This window comes from Lentzea sp. HUAS TT2 (genome assembly GCF_051853195.1).
In the GTDB taxonomy this organism is placed as follows: domain Bacteria; phylum Actinomycetota; class Actinomycetes; order Mycobacteriales; family Pseudonocardiaceae; genus Lentzea.
In genome coordinates this window covers 7033785-7050246 of the sequence record NZ_CP196667.1, presented here as the reverse complement: position 1 = coordinate 7050246, position 16462 = coordinate 7033785, and the positions used below count along the sequence as shown (strand labels likewise).

Genomic DNA, 16462 nt, shown 5'->3' with positions numbered 1-16462 from the left:
GGTAAGGGGAGAACTCACAGCGGGGGAACCGGATGGAACTCGTTCTGCTGGGTGGAATGGCCGTGCTCGCCGGAGGAAGCGAGGTCGATCTCGGACCGGCACGGCAGCGGTGCGTGCTGGCCGCGTTGGCGGTGGACGCGGGCCAGGTGGTCTCGGTGGACCGGCTCACGCGGCGCGTGTGGGGCGACGAGCCGCCGCAGCGGGCGCGGGCGACGTTGCTCAACTACCTGTCGCGCCTGCGGTTGTTGCTCGAAGGATCCGTCGCGCGCCGTCCCGGCGGGTACGCGCTGGAGGCCGACAGGTTCGCGATCGACCTGTTCCGCTTCCGCGACCTGCGCGACCGGGCCCGTGCCGAGGACGACCGCCAGGCGGCGGACCTGCTGCGGCAGGCGCTGGAGCTGTGGCGGGGCGAGGCGCTGACCGGCGCGGAGGGCGACTGGGCCGCGGACGAACGGGACCGGTTGCACCACGAACGCCTCGCCGCCGAACGGGACCTGACCGACGTCCTGCTGCGCCTCGGCCACGGCGAGGACCTGGTGGCGCCGCTGACCGCCCGGTGCGCGCGGTGGCCGTTGGACGAACACCTTGCGGGGCAGCTGATGCAGGCCCTGCACCACGCCGGTCGCACCGCCGACGCGCTGGCGCACCACCGGCGGCTGCGCGACCGGCTCGTCGAGCAACTGGGCACCGAGCCCGGCGCCGCCCTGCGGGAGCTGCACCAGCGCATCCTCGCGGCGGACCCGGCTCCGGCACCGGTGACGAGCGAACCCGTGCCCAGACAGCTGCCCGCGCCCCCGAGGTGGTTCACCGGTCGCGAGGCCGAGTTCGCGCACCTCTCGGCGGCACGGGCGGGCACCACGATGCTGATCTCCGCGATCGGCGGGACCGGCGGCATCGGCAAGACGTGGCTCGCCCTCGCCTGGGCGCACCGGCACGCCGCGCGGTTCCCCGACGGCCAGCTGTTCGTCGACCTGCGCGGCTTCCACCCCAGCGAGCAGCCCGTCACACCCGACGCCGCGTTGTTCGGGTTCCTCACCGCGCTCGGCGTCTCCGCGAACCGCGTCCCGGTCGACCTCGACGGCAAGGCCGCGCTCTACCGGAGCCTGCTCGCCGGGCAGCGGATGCTGGTGCTGCTCGACAACGCCGCGACCTCCGAGCAGGTGATCCCGCTGCTGCCCGGCAGCCCGAGCTGCACCGTGCTGATCACCGGCCGGTCCGGCCTCGTGTCGCTGATCGACCGGCACGGCGCGAACCACCTGCGGCTGGACGTCCTGGACGGCGGCGACGCCCGCGCCCTGCTGGCCGCCCGGCTCGGTGAGGCGCGCGCCGCAGCCGAACCCGGCGCCGTGAAGGAGCTGGTCGAGCTGTGCGGCGGCTACCCGCTGGCCCTGGCGATCACCGCCCGGCACGCCGCCGTGCACCCGTCCGTCCCGCTCGCGGAGATCGCGGCCGAGCTCCGCGAACTAGGGCTGGAGATGTTCGGCCTGGACACCGACACGGCCTCGTGCCTGCCGTCGGTCCTCTCGTGGTCGCTGCGCCGGCTCACGGACGAGCAGCGCACCACGTTCGCGTTGCTGGGCATCTGCCCCGGCCCCGACACGACCCTCGCGGCCGTGGTGCCGCTCACCGGTCTGTCACCAGCACGCGCCCGTAGAGCGCTCACGGCGCTGGAGGACGCCTCACTGGTCAGCCGCACCCACGACCGGTACGTCATGCACGACCTGGTCCGCCACTACGCCGCCACCGTCGCGCACGAGCTGCCGAACGACGTACGCGAGTCCGCGCTGGCAAGGGTGATGGACTTCTACCTGCACACAGCGCATGCCGCCGACCGCCTGCTGGACCCGTACCGCGAACTGATGTGCCCCGACCCACCCGTCCAGGGCGTGCACCCGCACCCGTTGGCCGGTGCCGCCACGGCGATGGCGTGGTTCGAGGCCGAACACACGACCCTGCTCGCCGCCCAGCGCGCCGCCGCCGACCTCGGCCGTCACCAGGTCGTCTGGCACTTCGCCAGGGCGCTCGACACGTACCACTACCGGCGGGGGCACCGCGTCGAGGCGCTTGTCGTGTGGGAGGCGGCGCTCGAGGCGTCCTCTCACCTGCCGGACGCGACCGTGCGCATCCGCACGTACCGCTACCTCGGCAGCGCCTGCACGCGGGGCGGCCTGCAGGAGGCGGCGACCAGGCACCTGGAGCGCGCGCTCGCCCTCGCCGTCCGCCAGGGAATAACGCCGGAACAGGCTCACGCGCACCAAGCGCTCGGCACGACCTGGGAGCGCCGGGGTGACAACCGACGCGCACTGGACCACGCCCGGCAGGCGCTGCGCCACTACCGCACCCTCGGCAACCAGGCGTGGGTGGCCGACGGGCTCAACGCGGTGGGCTGGTTCGCGGCGTGCCTGGGTGACTTCGACACCGCTCGCGAGCACTGCCTCGCCGGCCTCGACCTGCACCGCGAACACGGGTACGCCATGGGCGAGGCGAGCACGTGGGACAGCCTCGGGTTCATCGCCCACCACACCGGCGACCACCTGGCGTCGGTGGACCACTACCGGAAGGCCGAGGCCCTCTTCGGCGCCCACGGTCACACCTACGAGGTCGCGAACACCCTCGACAACCGCGGCTGGCCGCACAGGGCGCTGGGTCAGCACGACGAGGCACGCGCGGCGTGGCGGGAGGCGTTGCGGATGTACCGGGACCAAGGCCGTGACGAGGCCGCCGACCGGGTGTGCCGGCAGCTCGACTCCCTGGGTCAGCCGATCGGGAAGTCGAAGTAGGTGTCCGGGTACGGCTCGTCGATCAGCGTGTAGTGCCACCATTCGCTGTCGTAGCGCCGGAAACCGCAGGCCTCCATGATCGAGCAGAGGTGCCACCGGTTCGCCGTCTCGACCTCACCGACCGCGGCGCCGTGGTGCGAGATCGGATCCATCAGGTCGTGGCCGCCGCCCATCGGCACGAGTTCGCCTGTGCCCAGGTCGTAGAGGGTGAGGTCGATGGTGCTCCCTCGGCTGTGGCCTGATCTTCTTGCCACGTAACCCTGTTCGAACATGTCAGTCCTGCTGATGTTCGGGTAGTGGCGTGCCTTGGTGCGGCCGTCCTCCGGTTGGGCGGCCCAGCGCAGGAAGTTGTCCACGGCGCGTTGCGGGCGGTAGCCGTCCCACAGCAGGAGGCCGAAGCCCAGCGATTCCGCCTTCTCGTGCGCCGACGCCAGGGCCGCGGACAACGCCTTGGTGGCCACGATCCGGTTGACCAGGTAGCCGTCCACGGGTTTGCCGGTGAAGTTGTCCCACGTGGCGTACTTGGCGTCCCAGCGGATTCCGGGCACGTCCACGAGGACGAAGTCGGCGTTCACTGGAGCTTTCCCGTCAGTGCCAGTGACACCAGGCGGTCGATCACGTCCCCGAGCGACAGTCCGGCGGCCGCCATCATCCTGGGGTAGCGGCTGTAGGAGGTCAGGCCGGGCATGGTGTTGACCTCGTTGAGGACCACTTTTCCCTCTGGTGTCAGGAACATGTCCACCCGTGCCAGGCCCGAGCAGCCCAGTGCGCGGTAGACGACCTTGGCCGTCTCCTGGACGAGTGCTCGGTGCTCCGCGGGGATGTCCGCGGGCACGATGAAGGTCGAGTTGTCCGAACCGGTCTCGGGTGCGTCCTCCTGGTGGATGCGGAAGAAGCCGTGGGTCAGCGCCACCCGGTCCAGTTCGCCGACCACCAGGTCGTCGCCGGTGCCCAGGATCGAACAGCCGATCTCGCCGCCCTCGACGGCCTCCTCGATCACGACCTTGGAGTCGTACTGCCGGGCCACTTCGAGCGCCACGTGCAGTTCGTCCTCTGTGGACACCTTGGTCACGCCGAACGACGATCCCGACCTGGCCGGTTTGACGAAGACCGGATAGGCCGGGGAGTCCGGCGTGCCGGTCCAGAAGTTCGGCGTCGCGACCCCCGCGCTCCCGGTGACGACGTAGGTGAGCGACTTGTCCATGCACAGCGCGGAACTCTGGACGTCGCAGCCGATGTACGGGATGCCCGACAGCTCCAGCAGGCCCTGGATCGCGCCGTCCTCGCCCTGCCTGCCGTGCAGCACGGGGAAGACGACGTCCAGGCCGATCGTCTCGAACCGCCCGTCGCCCAGGACGAGCAGGCCGCCGGGTGAGAGCACGACCGGTCGGCCGTCGCCGGAGTCCGGGCCGGTGCAGAGCCTCCAGTCGCCGCCGCGGGTGATCTTGATCCAGGACGGGTCGTAGCGGGACGGGTCGAGGCTGCGGGCGACCTCGCCCGCGGACTTCACCGAGACCGGGTGTTCCTCGAACGACCCGCCGAAGATGATTCCGATCTTCACCTTGGTCATGCGTTTCCCCCGTTTTCGAAGTTGAGGCAGTTGATGAGGCTGTTCTCCACGGTGTCGCTCAGGGCGTGGTCCGTGTAATAGGCCGTGTGCGGAGTGATGAGCACGTTCGGCATTCTTTGCAACCGGAGCAACGGCTCGCTGTCGATGTTCCTGGCCCGGCAGTCGGCGTAGAAGATTCCTTCCTCGCCTTCGAGGACGTCCAGTGCCGCGCCGCCCAGATGCCCGCTTTCCAATGCCTCGACCAAAGCCTTGGTGTCGACGAGCGGGCCGCGTCCGGTGTTGACGATGACCGCACCGGGTTTCATCAGTGCGATTCGGTCGCGGTCGAGGAGGTGATGTGTTTCCGGCGTCAACGGGACGTGCAACGTGACGATGTCGCTCAGCCGCAACAGTTCGTCCAGCGGCATGTAGTCGGCGGAGTTGCGGGGGCGGCTGTCGTGGGCGAGCACGCCGCAGCCGAAGCCGCGCAGCCGGTCCAGCACCGCCACCCCGATGCGGCCGGTGCCGATCACGCCGATCGTCAGGTCGCGCAGTTCCTTGCCTCGCACCGCGTTCAGCCGGTAGTCGTGCAGTTCAGCGCGCCTGAGGACGGACCTCACGTCGCGTACGGCCATCAGCATCAGCATCAGCGCGTAGTCGGCGACGCTGTCGGGTGAGTAGGCGATGTTCCCGACGGTGATGCCCAGGCTCTCGGCGCGGTCCACGTCGATGTGGTCGAAGCCGACGCTTCTGGTCGAGATGTACCGCACGCCGGCGCGACTGAGCGCGACGAGCGTGGAATCGGTGATGCGAGTTTTGTGGCCGACGCTGACACATTGGTTTCCGCGCGCCAGTTCAGCGTTGGCCTCGGATACCGCCGCCTCCGTGATGGTCGGCGTCACGCCGCAGCGGGGTGCCATTCTCCGGAACAGGACGGCCTCGTCCGGCCCGCACCCGTAAATCGTGATGCCTGTTGCCATGCCACCCAGTCAAGGGAGCACGGCGTTGCGAGCCCGTATCCGGTTTTGGATACATCGGCGATACGGCCGTTATCCCGCCTTGGTCACCAGCAGGTCGATCACGCCCGGCAGTTCGGTGCGCAACTGCGCGACCGCGTCGGTGTCGCCCGCGAAATGGTGCAGCAGCGCGCGTTGGAAGATGCCGTCGAGCGTGACGTAGATCGTGACCGGCGAGGCCGCGGGCGCACCACCGAGCAGTTCGGCGTAGCGGCTGATCACCCGCCACACCATGTCCTCGCGGTGGCCGTCGATCTCCAGCACGTCGACGCGGAACGACTCCTCGAACAGGCTCTGGTTGCGCAGGTCGTACCAGAGGCGGTGCAGCGGCGCGTCCTGGCCGAGGGTGTCGAAGAACATCGCCACGAACCCGGCGCGCAGCTGCTCCGCCGTCGCCGACGTCGCCACGACTTCGTCGTAGCGCGTCACGCAGACCACCTCGTACTGGCGGACCGCCTCGGTGATCAGGTCGCGCTTGTCCGCGAAGTAGTAGTGCAGGACGCCGTGCGAGAACTCGGAGTTCTGCGCGATCTCCCGCAGGCTCGTGCGCGCGTAGCCCAGCTCGGCGAGGGTGTGCAGCGTCGCCACGGCGAGCTCGGTCCGCCGGGCGTCGAACTTGTCGACCTGCCGGCGGGCGATCCGGTCCTGCTTGCGCTGAGCGACTTCTGTCACGCATCGGATCCTAACGCTCACTGCGACAAACCTTGACCATTCGTCCAAAAAATCTTGGACAGTCGTCAAGGAAAAACTTGACGACTGTCAAGGAATAGCTAGGGTGTGAGCCATCTCACCGAGGAGGCGACTCAATGACGAGTTATCAGCTGAGCGGGCGAAAAGCGCTGGTCACAGGCGGTGCACGAGGTCTCGGCGCCGGCATGGCGCAGGCTCTCGCGGCGGCCGGGGCGTCGGTCCTGATCGGCGACGTCCTGGAGGACGAGGGCAAGCAGACCGCCCAGGCGTTGCGCGACTCGGGCGCGACCGCGGAGTTCGTGGCGCTGGACGTCACCGACGACGCGAGCTGGGCCTCCGCGGTGAGCACGGCGGTCGACGCGATCGGCGGACTCGACATCCTCGTGAACAACGCGGGCATCGAGATCACCAGCCTGATCACCGAGCTCGACCCCGCCGACGTCCGCAAGATGCTCGACGTGAACGTGCTGGGCACCGCGCTCGGCCTCAAGCACGGCCTGCGCGCGATGCGTCCCGGAGGAGCCGCGGGCAACGGCGGTTCGATCATCAGCATCGCGTCCGTCGCGGCGACCATCGCCTTCCCCGGCATCAGCGTCTACTCGGCGACCAAGTCCGCCATCGACCGCCTGACCAGGGTCGCGGCCGCGGAGTCCGGCAAGCTCGGCTACGGCGTCAGGGTCAACTGCATCTACCCCGGCCTCACGCCCACCGCGATGGGCAACCAGCTGGCCGTCGACTGCGCGGAGCTGGGCCTGTTCCCGTCGGTCGAGGCGGCCGTCGGCGCGGTCGTGGAGCTCACCCCGCTCGGCCGGCTCGGGCAGGTCGACGACATGGCGGACGCCGTGGTGTTCCTCGCGTCCGACGCCTCGAAGTTCATCACCGGGGCGGGTCTCCCGGTAGACGGCGGAATGGGAATTTGACTTCTCCCCGCCGCGAAGAGCGGGGATTCCATTCGGCTCACGCCGAACACCGCTTACGCGGTGTGCCTCGCGGCACGGGTTTCCTGTTTCACAGCCGACTGCGTAAGGGAGGTCCCTTGCCGTCTCACATCAGCTCCACAGGCATCGCCCCGGCTGTCTGCCAGGGCTACGGCTCGACCAGCCGCCAGGATGTTCTTCGCCGCGTTGATGTCCCGATCGTGTCGAGAGCGGCATCTCGGACATGTCCAACACCTGGTGGACAACGCCAGTTCCGTCAGCAGATGGCCGCAGGTCGAACAGGTTTTGCTGCTGGGGTACCAGCGATCAACGACCACCAGCACGCGCCCGGCTCGTTGCGCCTTGTACTCCAGCATCGCACGAAACTCACCCCACCCGGCATCACTGATCGCGCCGGCCAGACGGCGGTTGCGAACCATGTTCGCCACGGCCAGATCTTCGATCGCGACAACGTCCGCGCGACGAACGAGGCGAGTGCTGGTGCGGTGAAGGAAGTCATGACGGGCGTGGCGGACCTTGCGGTGTGCGGCGGCGACCTTGCACCGAGCCTTCGAACGATTGCGCGAGCCGCGCTGGGTACGTGCCATGCGCCTCTGGTAGCGGGCCAGGTTGCGCGCCTTGCGTTCCAGGTGTCGGGGGTTGGGAATCCGCTCGCCATCCGAGGTCACCGCGAAGTCCTTCACTCCAAGATCCACACCAATCGCACGACCGTTCGCGGGCAGTGTCGCGGGAGCGGCGGTGTCGACGGCGAACGTCACGTACCAGCGGCCGTCCGGCTCCCTGGCGACGATCACCATGGTCGGATCCACAGTAGACAGATCTACTTCGTGGAAAGACCACACGAATTTCAACGGGCCGCTCGTCTTGGCCAGGTGGAGCAAGCCGTCACGCATCCGGAACGCCGACCGACTGTAGTGCGCGGCCTGCCGGCCGGAGCGGGACTTGAGCCGGGGACACTTCGTACGTCTGGCGAAGAAGCTCTGGTACGCGGCGTGCTGGTGCCGCAGCACCTGCTGCAAAGGCACGCTCGACACCAGGGACAGAAATCCGAGTTCGTCAGTGCGTTTCCAGCGGGTCAGCGTCGCGTCGGTTTCTCGGTACGAGGTGGACTTCCCCTCGGCGCGGTAACGGTGCTGCCGCTCGACCAAGGTCTTGTTCCACACCAGGCGCACACAACCGAAAGTGCGGTTCAACACCGCGATCTGGTCGGCGTCCGGGTAAGCCCGGCACCGATACGCCGTCCGCACGACTTCAAGTCTATCCAAAGGGGTTCTGCCATGAGTACACACCCTGGTCGCCTGCTGGCGCGCTCCGTGCCACGACTGCCCCAGCTCCCCTGGGACACTCCTGCCGGAATCCGGATACTGCCCCGGCCTGAAGGCCATGGCCTCGACCGACAGGCGCGGTGATCGGCGTGCCCACAGACAAGCCCGTCGTCGTCTACGGGGCCTCCGGCTACACCGGACGCCTGATCTGCGAGTACCTGCGCGAGTACGGCATCCCGTTCCTCGCCGCCGGCCGCGATGGCAAGAGGGTCAAGGAGACCGTCGACGCCGTCCCCGGCATCGACACCGTCTCCTACGACGTCGTGGAGGTCGAGCACACCGAGGAGGCGCTGACCGAGACGTTCACCGGCGCCAAGGTCGTGCTCAACACCGTCGGCCCGTTCTCCCGCTACGGCCACGAGGCGGTCCGCGCGAGCCTGAACGTCGGCGCGCACTACACCGACACCAACGGCGAGCAGGACTGGATGATCGACACCGACGCCCAGTACGGCGCCGAGTTCGCGAAGCAGAACCTGCTGCTCTCCCCTGGCATCGCGCAGATGTACACGGTCGGCGAGATCGCCGCGCAGATCTGCCTGGAGCAGCCCGGACTGGACACTTTGGACATCGGGGTGTTCTGGAAGGGTTACCCCACCGTCGCCTCCACCAACACGATCCTCACGAACGCCGCGTTCTCGAAGGCGTTCTACCTGGAGCAGAACGAGTACGTGGAGTGGCCCGCCGACGCCGGCCTCTACGAGCTCGTCGTGCCCGGCCAGCACGAGCTGGGCCTGGCGCTGCCGTGGGGCGGGACCGCTCATCCTGTGTGGTTCAAGAGGGATCCGCGGGTCGCGTCGGTGCGGGCGCTCGGCGGCGTGTTCAACCGGCCGTTGATGCAGGGTGTGCCGCAGATCGTCGCGGCGGCGCTGGAGCAGATGGAAGGCAAGTCGGACAAGGAGAAGTACGAGATCGTCGACGCGTTCTCCGCACAGGTGCGCAGTGAGATGCCGCCGCGCGAGAACCCGCGGGTCAACATCTCGCTCGACTCCGTGCACGCCTCGGGTCCGCTGGGCCGCGCGAGCTGCGTGATCCACGGCAACTGCAACTACAAGCAGACGGCGTTGCTGAACGTGCACGCCGCCGTGCACCTGCTCCAGGACGCGCCCCGCCGGGTCGGGTTCGCCTCTGGCTGCCAGGCGTTCGGGCACCGGGAGCTGCTGGGCGCGCTGCGGTCGTTCGGCCTGGTCCTCGACCCGATCGTCGAAGTGCACCGCTGATGCGCCTCTGCGACTACCTGGACAAGGGCGCGTCACTCGGGGGTGACGCGCCCTGCCTGACCATCGGCGGGGTCTCGCAGAGCTACGCCGAGGTCCAGCAACGCTCCCGCGCCATCGCGGGGGCGTTGCAGGGCAGCGGGATCGGGCCCGGCGACCGGGTCGCCGTGTTGTCCGCCAACGACCCGCTCGCGCTCACCTGCGTGTTCGGCATCTCGCGGGCCGGCGCGGTGTGGTGCCCGGTGAACCCGCGCAACGAGGCGGCGGAGAACCGCGAGCTGCTCGACCTGTTCGGGTGCCGCTGCCTGTTCTTCCAGGCCCAGTTCGCGCCTCTGGTCGACCGCATCCGCGGCGACCTGCCCGCGCTGACCACCCTGGTGTGCCTGGACGGCGAGGTCGAGGGCGCGGTCACGTTCACCGAATGGCTTTCCACGCACGGACGTGAGCCGGAACCGGTGGCGGTGGCCGACGACGACCTGTGCGTGCTGGCGGGCACCGGCGGCACGACGGGGCGGCCCAAGGGTGTGCGGCTGACCGGGCACAACCTGGAGACCGCGACCGCGCTGACCCTGATGAGCTACCCGTTCAGCCACCGGCCGCGCTACCTCGCGCTCGCCCCGCTCACGCACTCGGCGGGCGTGCTCACGTTCCCGATCATGTCGCTGGGCGGCGAGACGGTGATCATGCCCGCGCCGGACCTCGGCGAGTTCCTGCGGCTCATCGAGCACCACCGCGTCACCCACGCGTTCCTGCCGCCGACCGTGATCTACGGCCTGCTCGATCACCCCGCGCTCGACTCGACGGACCTCGTTTCGCTGCAATGCCTCTGGTACGGCGCCGCGCCGATGTCCCCGGTGCGGCTGACCGAGGCGCTGCGCCGGATCGGGCCCGTGATGGGTCAGCTGTTCGGCCAGACCGAGGCGCCGAACATGATCGCCACGCTGGCACCGGCCGACCACTTCCTGCCCGACGGGTCGGTCGCGGTCGACCGGTTGTCGTCGGCGGGCAGGCCGACGCCGCTGACCCAGGTCGCGATCATGGCCGAGGACGGAGCATTGCTGCCCACCGGTGAACGTGGCGAGATCGTCGTGCGCGGCCCGTTGGTGATGGCCGGCTACCACGAGAACCCGGCGGCCACTGCCGAGGTGAGCGCCTTCGGCTGGCACCACACCGGAGACATCGGCTACCTCGACGCCGACAACTACCTGTTCATCGTCGACCGCGCCAAGGACATGATCATCACGGGCGGGTTCAACGTGTACTCGGCCGAGGTCGAGCAGGCGTTGCGGGCGCATCCGGCGGTCCAGGACAGCGCCGTCGTCGGCCTGCCCGACCCCAAGTGGGGCGAGCGGGTGACGGCGGTCGTCCAGCTGCGCGCCTCCGGCCAGGCCGACTCGGCCGCGTTGATCGCGTTCGTGAAGGAGCAGCTGGGCAGCGTGAAGGCGCCCAAGCAGGTGGAGATCTGGCCTGACCTGCCGCGGTCCAAGGTGGGCAAGGTGCTGAAGGCCGAGATCAGGCAGCAGCTCTCCGCCGGTACCTGACGACCGTGCCGTTCGGTGATGGCACGCCGTCACCGAACGGCCTGCCTGCGGGCCGCGAGCCCGGCCAGGTGCTCCTCGAACGTGCGCGGGGCCTCGGTGAACGGCCCCTGCGGCAGCAACGCCCCACCGGTCATCGCCTTGCCGGCTCTTCCAGGCAGCCGGACCGGGATGAGGATCTTCCGGTCACCCCGTGCCGCCGCGATCCGCTTGGCCATCTCCTCCATCCGCCACTCCCGCGGCCCGGCGATCGGCGGCACGAACCGCCCGCCGGGCCGTCCCACCAGCTCCACCAGCCGCGCAGCCACGTCAGCGGCGGCGACCGGGCGGCACAGCATCTTCGGCACCACCACGAACGGGCCGCGCGCCTGGTCGAGCAGCGGTTCGGCGAACTCGTGGAACTGGGTGGCGCGCAGGATCGTCCACGGCAGCGGGCCGCCGCTGACCAGCTCCTCCTGCCTGCGCTTGCCCATGTAGTACCCCGTGTCGACCTCGTCGACGCCCACAATGGACAGTGCCACGAAGTGGCCGATCCCCGCCCGTGCGCCCGCGTCGAGCAGATTGCCCGTCACGGTGCCGAAGAACCTGACGGCCGCCTTCTCCCGCAACACCGTCTGGTTGCTGACGTCGATGATCGCCTCGCAGCCCTGGAGCCGTTCCCCGAGCCCCTGCCCGGTCGTCAGGTCCACACCGGACCCGCGGGACAGCACCACGGCGTCGTGCCCCGCCTGCTCCAGCTCCCGCACCACCAGCCTGCCCACCACACCTGTTCCACCGGCCACTGCCACGCGCATCGCGGTTCTCCTCTCCTGGTCGAGAGGTGGACGAGACAGCGCTCCGATTCGTGACGGACCGGTATGCCACGCTGACAATTTCCGCACAAATGGTTGGCAGCATGCGTGCCATGACCGCACGCACCACCTACGTCCTCTCGGCGCTGCTCGCCCTCAGCGTGACCTCGTGCGGAGCCGGCACCGCGGCGCCGCCGGTGCCCACCACCACCAGCAGCACCCCGACCGCCACCACGACGACCAAGGTCCCGTACCCGCCGGCGGTCGCGTACGCCCCGACCGTGCCCGAACGCACGCGCAGGACCGCCGGCGGCCACCAGGTCAACACCTGTGTGCCGGACCGCCTCGACCAGAACGTGTTCACCCTGACCAGCTCGGACGGTGTGCGGCTGTCCGCGATGGAGCTGGGCGAGGGCGATCGCGGTGTGCTGCTGTCGCACGAGCAGGGCTATTACATGTGCTCGTGGCTGGCGTTGGGCGAGGAGCTGGCCGCGGCCGGGTATCACGTCGTGCTGTTCGAGTACCGCAACCACGGCGCGTCGGAGACGGCCCAGGACAACGACAACATCGACCGGGACACCCGAGCCGCACTGGCCGCGCTGCACTCGTTCGGTGCGGAGAGGGTGCTGCTCGGCGGTGCCTCGTGCGGTGGCACGTCCAGTGCGGTGACCGCGGCCGACGAGCCGGAGCTGGCCGGGCTGCTGATCCTGTCGTCCCCCGCGAAGTGCGCGGGCCAAGAAGGAGAAGCGGCGGTGCGGAAGATCACCAGCCCCTCGTTCTTCGCGGTGTCGCCAGAGGACTACAGCGGCAACATGATCAAGGAGACGCGCCGGCTGTACGAGGCGTCCGGAGCCGCGGCCAAGCACCTGGAGATCGTGCCCGGTGGGCGGCACGGGACCGACATGTTGCGCGAGGACGACCCGGACAAGCTCCACCGGCTCGTGCGCGACTTCATCGACTCCGCCTTCCGCCGCTGAACGGAGATCACCGGGTAGCGTGCAGGCCGTGGAACCTGTTGCACTGCCGTTGGGCCGTCCTCGCGAGGAGCGGGCCGATGCCGCGCGCAACCGCGCCCACCTGATCGAGGTCGCCCGGCAGATGGTCGCGGAGCTGGGCGCCGACAAGGTCACGATGGACGGCCTCGCCGAACGCGCCGGGCTGGGCAAGGGCACGGTGTTCCGGCGCTTCCGCACCCGTGCTGGCATCTTCCACACCCTGCTGGACGAGGAGGAGAAGCTCTTCCAGCAACGGGTGATGGCCGGTCCGCCGCCGCTGGGCCCTGGGGCACCGGCGGTCGAACGGCTGGTCGCGTTCGGGCGGGCACGGCTCGAGTTCCTGATCGAGCACACCGTGCTGGCGCGCGCGTCCCTGGACCCCGGTCAGCCCGTGCCCGCCGGCGACAGCCCGTCGTTGTTCCACGTCCACATGCTGCTCACCGAGGCGTGCCCGGACGACGCGGCCAGCGGCACGCTCGCGTTGCAGCTCGTGGCGGCGCTGGAAGGTCCGATCCTGCTCTACCTGCAGAAGCAGGACGAGGACGCGCCCGACCCGGGAGCCGTGGTGCACAACCTGATCACCAGCTGGCAGGTCCTGGTCGAGCGCGTCTGCGGTTAGGCCCTGGCCCGCACGGTGAAGCGGTCGATCGTCAGCGCGCCCGCGTCGAGCCGCAGGCCGAGGCCCGGTGCCCACCCCGCGACGACCGAGGGGTCCACGGCGGACCCGATCGGTGCGGAGCGCAGCAACGTCCACCGGTTCGCGTGCTGCTGCCAGCTCGTCAGCTGACCGTTCTCGATCACGACGGCGAGCCGGTCACCCGACGCCCAGTTCAGCGTCGCGCAGCAGCCGCCGGTGGCCTCGTCGCCGCGGCGGACCCCTCCGACCGTCACGTCCACGCCCGAGGCCTTGCCCGCGTTGTTGAACCAGGCCAGGGCGAAGTCGCGGTTACCGGCCGTCTGGCCGAGGAACAGGCTGTCCTCGGGTGCCGAGCCCGCGAACGACCGGGGTTCGACGACGACCGCCGTGCCGCGCGCGTCCCCGGCCACCGGCGCCGCCAGCACCGAACCGGCCCGGCTCCCCGCGCTGGCGGTCAGCACCCCGTTCGCGACCGTCAACGCCGGCGATGGTTCGCCGAACGTGCCGTCCACGCGATAGGAGCCGACGCGGTCGGTGTCGAAGGTGTCGTCCCAGAGCACCCGGCCGTAGTCCGCGGGATCGAAGACGGTCTGCGCGGAGCTCAGCGCCGACGTGACGCCGGAGTCCCCGGACACCGTTGCCAGCAAACGGATCGGCGCGCGTTCCCCGAGCCGGAGACCGGACGGCGGCGTGATCCGCCACCGCGTGACGAGACTCTTGCCCGGTGCGAGCTGCGCTGCGTAGGCCGAACTGAGCGGCACGGCACTCCAGCCCGACGGCACGGCGAGCGTCGCCCGGACACCGCGCAACGGTTGCTGCGCCTGGAGGGTCGTGGTCGTCTCGACCGCGCCGGCCCGGACCGCGAGATCGTCCGGCATCGAGGCGCGCAGCCCGCGGACGGACGAGCGCCACGACGAGATGGACGTGATGCCAACGGCTCCGCCATCGGCGCGACGCGGCAGGATCCGCACCCGGCTGGTGGTCACCGCCGGTTGCACCAGGACGCGGTTCACCTGACGTGCCACCGGTTGTGCCGGAGTTCTTTGCTGGCCGGGAACGTCCCGCCACTGACCGTCCCAGTACTGCAGGTCGAACGACGTCGGCACGCGCACTCCCCCGCCGTCGTCGTAGAACACGACGCGCAGGTCCGAGATCGGCGCGGGCACGCCGAGATCGACCTCCAGCCAGTCCGCGGCGTTCGGGCTGCCGTACGACGTCCAGCGCGTGCCGGGCACGTCCAGGTGGAAGTCCTGACCGTCGATCGCCTTGGTGGGCGGGTCGGCGCTGTAGCTGTAGGACGCGCGGGCCGTGGGGAGCCCGGTCTGGCTGACGTTCGCGAAGTCGTCGACCAGCTCCGGGACGTCGGCCGCTGTCCGTGCCGGGATCGTCAGGCGCACCGCGGCCAGACCGGCCTGGGTGTGGCTGAGCCTGCCGTCGATCCAGACGCGCAGCCCGGCGCCCTTGCCGTAGCGGCTGCCGTCCCTGTCCCACAGCACGGTGAGGTTGTGGCCGTGGTACGGCACGTTCTCGACGGCGAAGTTGTTCCACGAGTCCGGGACCAGCGGCGAGATCGACACGGTGTTGCCGAGCTGCGGGCGGATGCCGAGCAGGCCGGACAGCACGTTGTCGTTGAACGTCGAGTGGTTGTAGTCCTCGCTGTGGCCCTTGCCGTCGTACAGCCAGCGGTTCTCGTCGGGGTGGTGGGCCTCCGCGACGTAGGGCTCGCCGTTCTTGCGCTGTGTCAACGCGTAACCGCGCAGGACCGAGAGGTAGTCGTCGCGGTCCACGTAGGACTGGCTCGGGTAGTCGATCAGCAGGTTCGCCAGCGCCGTCAGCGTCTGGCTGGTGGCGTACGGCCAGCTCGGGCCGTTCCAGCGGCAGCACCCGCTGAGGGCGTCGCGCATGAACCACGGGCTGCGGCGCTCGGCGGTCGTGGGACCGTAGGTCGCCTGGAAGCCCTGCGGGTCGGTCAGCTGCGCCCACGCCGCGCTGTTCGCCGCCGGTGGCATGTGGAAGTACCAGGGCACGAACCCGATCGACTCGCGGTCGGCGAGCTTGGTGCGGCCGGGGTTGTTGTCGCGCATCACGTGCTTGTAGAACTTGCCGGCGTCGTCCCAGAGCCAGCGCTCCTGGTTGGTCCGCAACGCGTCGGCGGCCTGGTCGAACTGGCGGGCGCCGGCGCTGTCGCCGCGTGCCCTGAACAGCTGCGCGATCGCCCGCGCGTCGCCGTACTGGTAGGCGTTGAGGGTCGGGCGGAAGCCGTCGCCGCCGTGGTAGGGATCGGGGCTCTGGTACGAGCTGGCCGTGTACTCCATCGCGTCCCACACCGGCGTCTGCCAGTAGAGCCCGAGCTCCTGGTCGAGCTGCGGCGACCAGCGCTGCCACTGCCGGACCAGCTCGGGCAGCCGGTCGGTGGCGAACTGGGCGCGTCCGTCGACCGCGGCGCGTGCGGCCACCGCGTCGGCGGCCCAGAACGAGTACTGGTGGGCCCAGTCGGTCGTGTTCTTGTTCAGGAAGTCGGTCGCGGGCTTCGGACCTGCGCCGGAACCGCGCAGCCAGTAGTCGACGTAGTCGTCCAGGTAACGGTGGTCGCGCAGCCACCGGCCCTCGTAGACGTGGTGACCCGCCGCGGCGACGATGCCGCCGTTCGGCGCCGAGTACCCGACCGGGCCGAGGAACTCCGAGACGATCCAGCCGTCCTTCGGGCCGGTGTACTTGAGCGCCTCGCGGTAGGTGCGCCAGCGGTAGTAGTAGGTGTCGCGGATCTCCCGGTCGGGGAGGTCGACGAACGGGATGTTCGCCTCGTACCAGGCCGGTTCCGGGACGTTGCCCAGCAGCTCGGAGTGGTTGAGGAAGGTCGTCCCCGCACCGACGGCGGGGTACAGGTCAGGCGCCGCCGCGGCGCGCTGGTGCGCCACCGCCGGCCCGGTCATAGAGATCAACAACGCAGCCACCACGAGCATCGTCCTTGACACGCGCATGGGCCTAT

Annotated in this window: 13 protein-coding genes; 6 read left to right on the top strand and 7 right to left on the bottom strand. The window is 69.8% G+C overall.

The annotated features are described in order from the left end of the window. The first annotated feature begins 32 nt into the window (after positions 1 to 32). The gene (locus ACSHWB_RS33910; protein ID WP_439657367.1) at positions 33 to 2780 is read left to right on the top strand and encodes a BTAD domain-containing putative transcriptional regulator; all 2748 of its coding nucleotides are present in this window, start codon (positions 33 to 35) and stop codon (positions 2778 to 2780) included. On the opposite strand, the gene vanX is transcribed toward ACSHWB_RS33910, so the two are convergent. The 4 genes from vanX to ACSHWB_RS33890 form a co-directional block, all read right to left on the bottom strand. Further along, positions 2756 to 3355: a D-Ala-D-Ala dipeptidase VanX gene (gene vanX / locus ACSHWB_RS33905; protein WP_439657366.1), complete on the bottom strand. Its 600-nt coding sequence runs from the start codon at positions 3353 to 3355 to the stop codon at positions 2756 to 2758. The two genes, ACSHWB_RS33910 and vanX, sit on opposite strands and share 25 nt — an antisense overlap. Continuing rightward, positions 3352 to 4350 (bottom strand): D-alanine--D-alanine ligase family protein, encoded by a 999-nt coding sequence (locus tag ACSHWB_RS33900; RefSeq protein WP_439657365.1) that lies wholly within the window; start codon positions 4348 to 4350, stop codon positions 3352 to 3354. Before ACSHWB_RS33900 ends, vanX begins: the two co-directional genes overlap by 4 nt. Next, positions 4347 to 5309: a D-lactate dehydrogenase VanH gene (vanH, locus tag ACSHWB_RS33895; RefSeq protein WP_439657364.1), complete on the bottom strand. Its 963-nt coding sequence runs from the start codon at positions 5307 to 5309 to the stop codon at positions 4347 to 4349. The genes ACSHWB_RS33900 and vanH overlap by 4 nt, the downstream gene beginning before the upstream one ends. Positions 5310 to 5378: 69 nt before the next feature. Next, positions 5379 to 6017 carry a TetR/AcrR family transcriptional regulator gene (locus tag ACSHWB_RS33890; RefSeq protein WP_439657363.1) on the bottom strand — a complete coding sequence of 213 codons (639 nt, stop codon included), beginning with the start codon at positions 6015 to 6017 and terminating at the stop codon, positions 5379 to 5381. A gap of 134 nt (positions 6018 to 6151) precedes the next feature. Here ACSHWB_RS33890 and ACSHWB_RS33885 point away from each other — a divergent pair, with 134 nt between their 5' ends. Next, positions 6152 to 6955 (top strand): SDR family NAD(P)-dependent oxidoreductase, encoded by an 804-nt coding sequence (locus tag ACSHWB_RS33885; RefSeq protein WP_439657362.1) that lies wholly within the window; start codon positions 6152 to 6154, stop codon positions 6953 to 6955. Positions 6956 to 7008: 53 nt separating this feature from the next. Here ACSHWB_RS33885 and ACSHWB_RS33880 read toward each other — a convergent pair whose 3' ends face one another. Further along, complete coding sequence (locus tag ACSHWB_RS33880; protein ID WP_439657361.1) at positions 7009 to 8220, bottom strand: RNA-guided endonuclease InsQ/TnpB family protein; 1212 nt, start codon at positions 8218 to 8220, stop codon at positions 7009 to 7011. 167 nt (positions 8221 to 8387) lie between these two features. On the opposite strand from ACSHWB_RS33880, the gene ACSHWB_RS33875 reads away from it, so the two are divergent. Next, positions 8388 to 9515, top strand: coding sequence for a DUF5938 domain-containing protein (locus ACSHWB_RS33875; RefSeq protein WP_439657360.1), 1128 nt, complete (start codon positions 8388 to 8390; stop codon positions 9513 to 9515). Further along, positions 9515 to 11053: an acyl-CoA synthetase gene (locus tag ACSHWB_RS33870; protein ID WP_439657359.1), complete on the top strand. Its 1539-nt coding sequence runs from the start codon at positions 9515 to 9517 to the stop codon at positions 11051 to 11053. The genes ACSHWB_RS33875 and ACSHWB_RS33870 overlap by 1 nt, the downstream gene beginning before the upstream one ends. A 29-nt stretch (positions 11054 to 11082) precedes the next feature. Here ACSHWB_RS33870 and ACSHWB_RS33865 read toward each other — a convergent pair whose 3' ends face one another. Further along, the gene (locus ACSHWB_RS33865) at positions 11083 to 11844 is read right to left on the bottom strand and encodes an SDR family oxidoreductase (RefSeq protein ID WP_439657358.1); all 762 of its coding nucleotides are present in this window, start codon (positions 11842 to 11844) and stop codon (positions 11083 to 11085) included. 110 nt (positions 11845 to 11954) lie between these two features. On the opposite strand from ACSHWB_RS33865, the gene ACSHWB_RS33860 reads away from it, so the two are divergent. After that, a complete protein-coding gene (locus tag ACSHWB_RS33860; protein WP_439657357.1) occupies positions 11955 to 12818 on the top strand; it encodes an alpha/beta hydrolase in 864 nt (287 codons plus the stop codon). Between the two features lie 28 nt (positions 12819 to 12846). After that, positions 12847 to 13455 carry a TetR/AcrR family transcriptional regulator gene (locus tag ACSHWB_RS33855; RefSeq protein ID WP_439657356.1) on the top strand — a complete coding sequence of 203 codons (609 nt, stop codon included), beginning with the start codon at positions 12847 to 12849 and terminating at the stop codon, positions 13453 to 13455. Here ACSHWB_RS33855 and ACSHWB_RS33850 read toward each other — a convergent pair. Further along, positions 13452 to 16454, bottom strand: coding sequence for an MGH1-like glycoside hydrolase domain-containing protein (locus ACSHWB_RS33850; RefSeq protein ID WP_439657355.1), 3003 nt, complete (start codon positions 16452 to 16454; stop codon positions 13452 to 13454). The two genes, ACSHWB_RS33855 and ACSHWB_RS33850, sit on opposite strands and share 4 nt — an antisense overlap. Between the last annotated feature and the right edge of the window lie 8 nt (positions 16455 to 16462).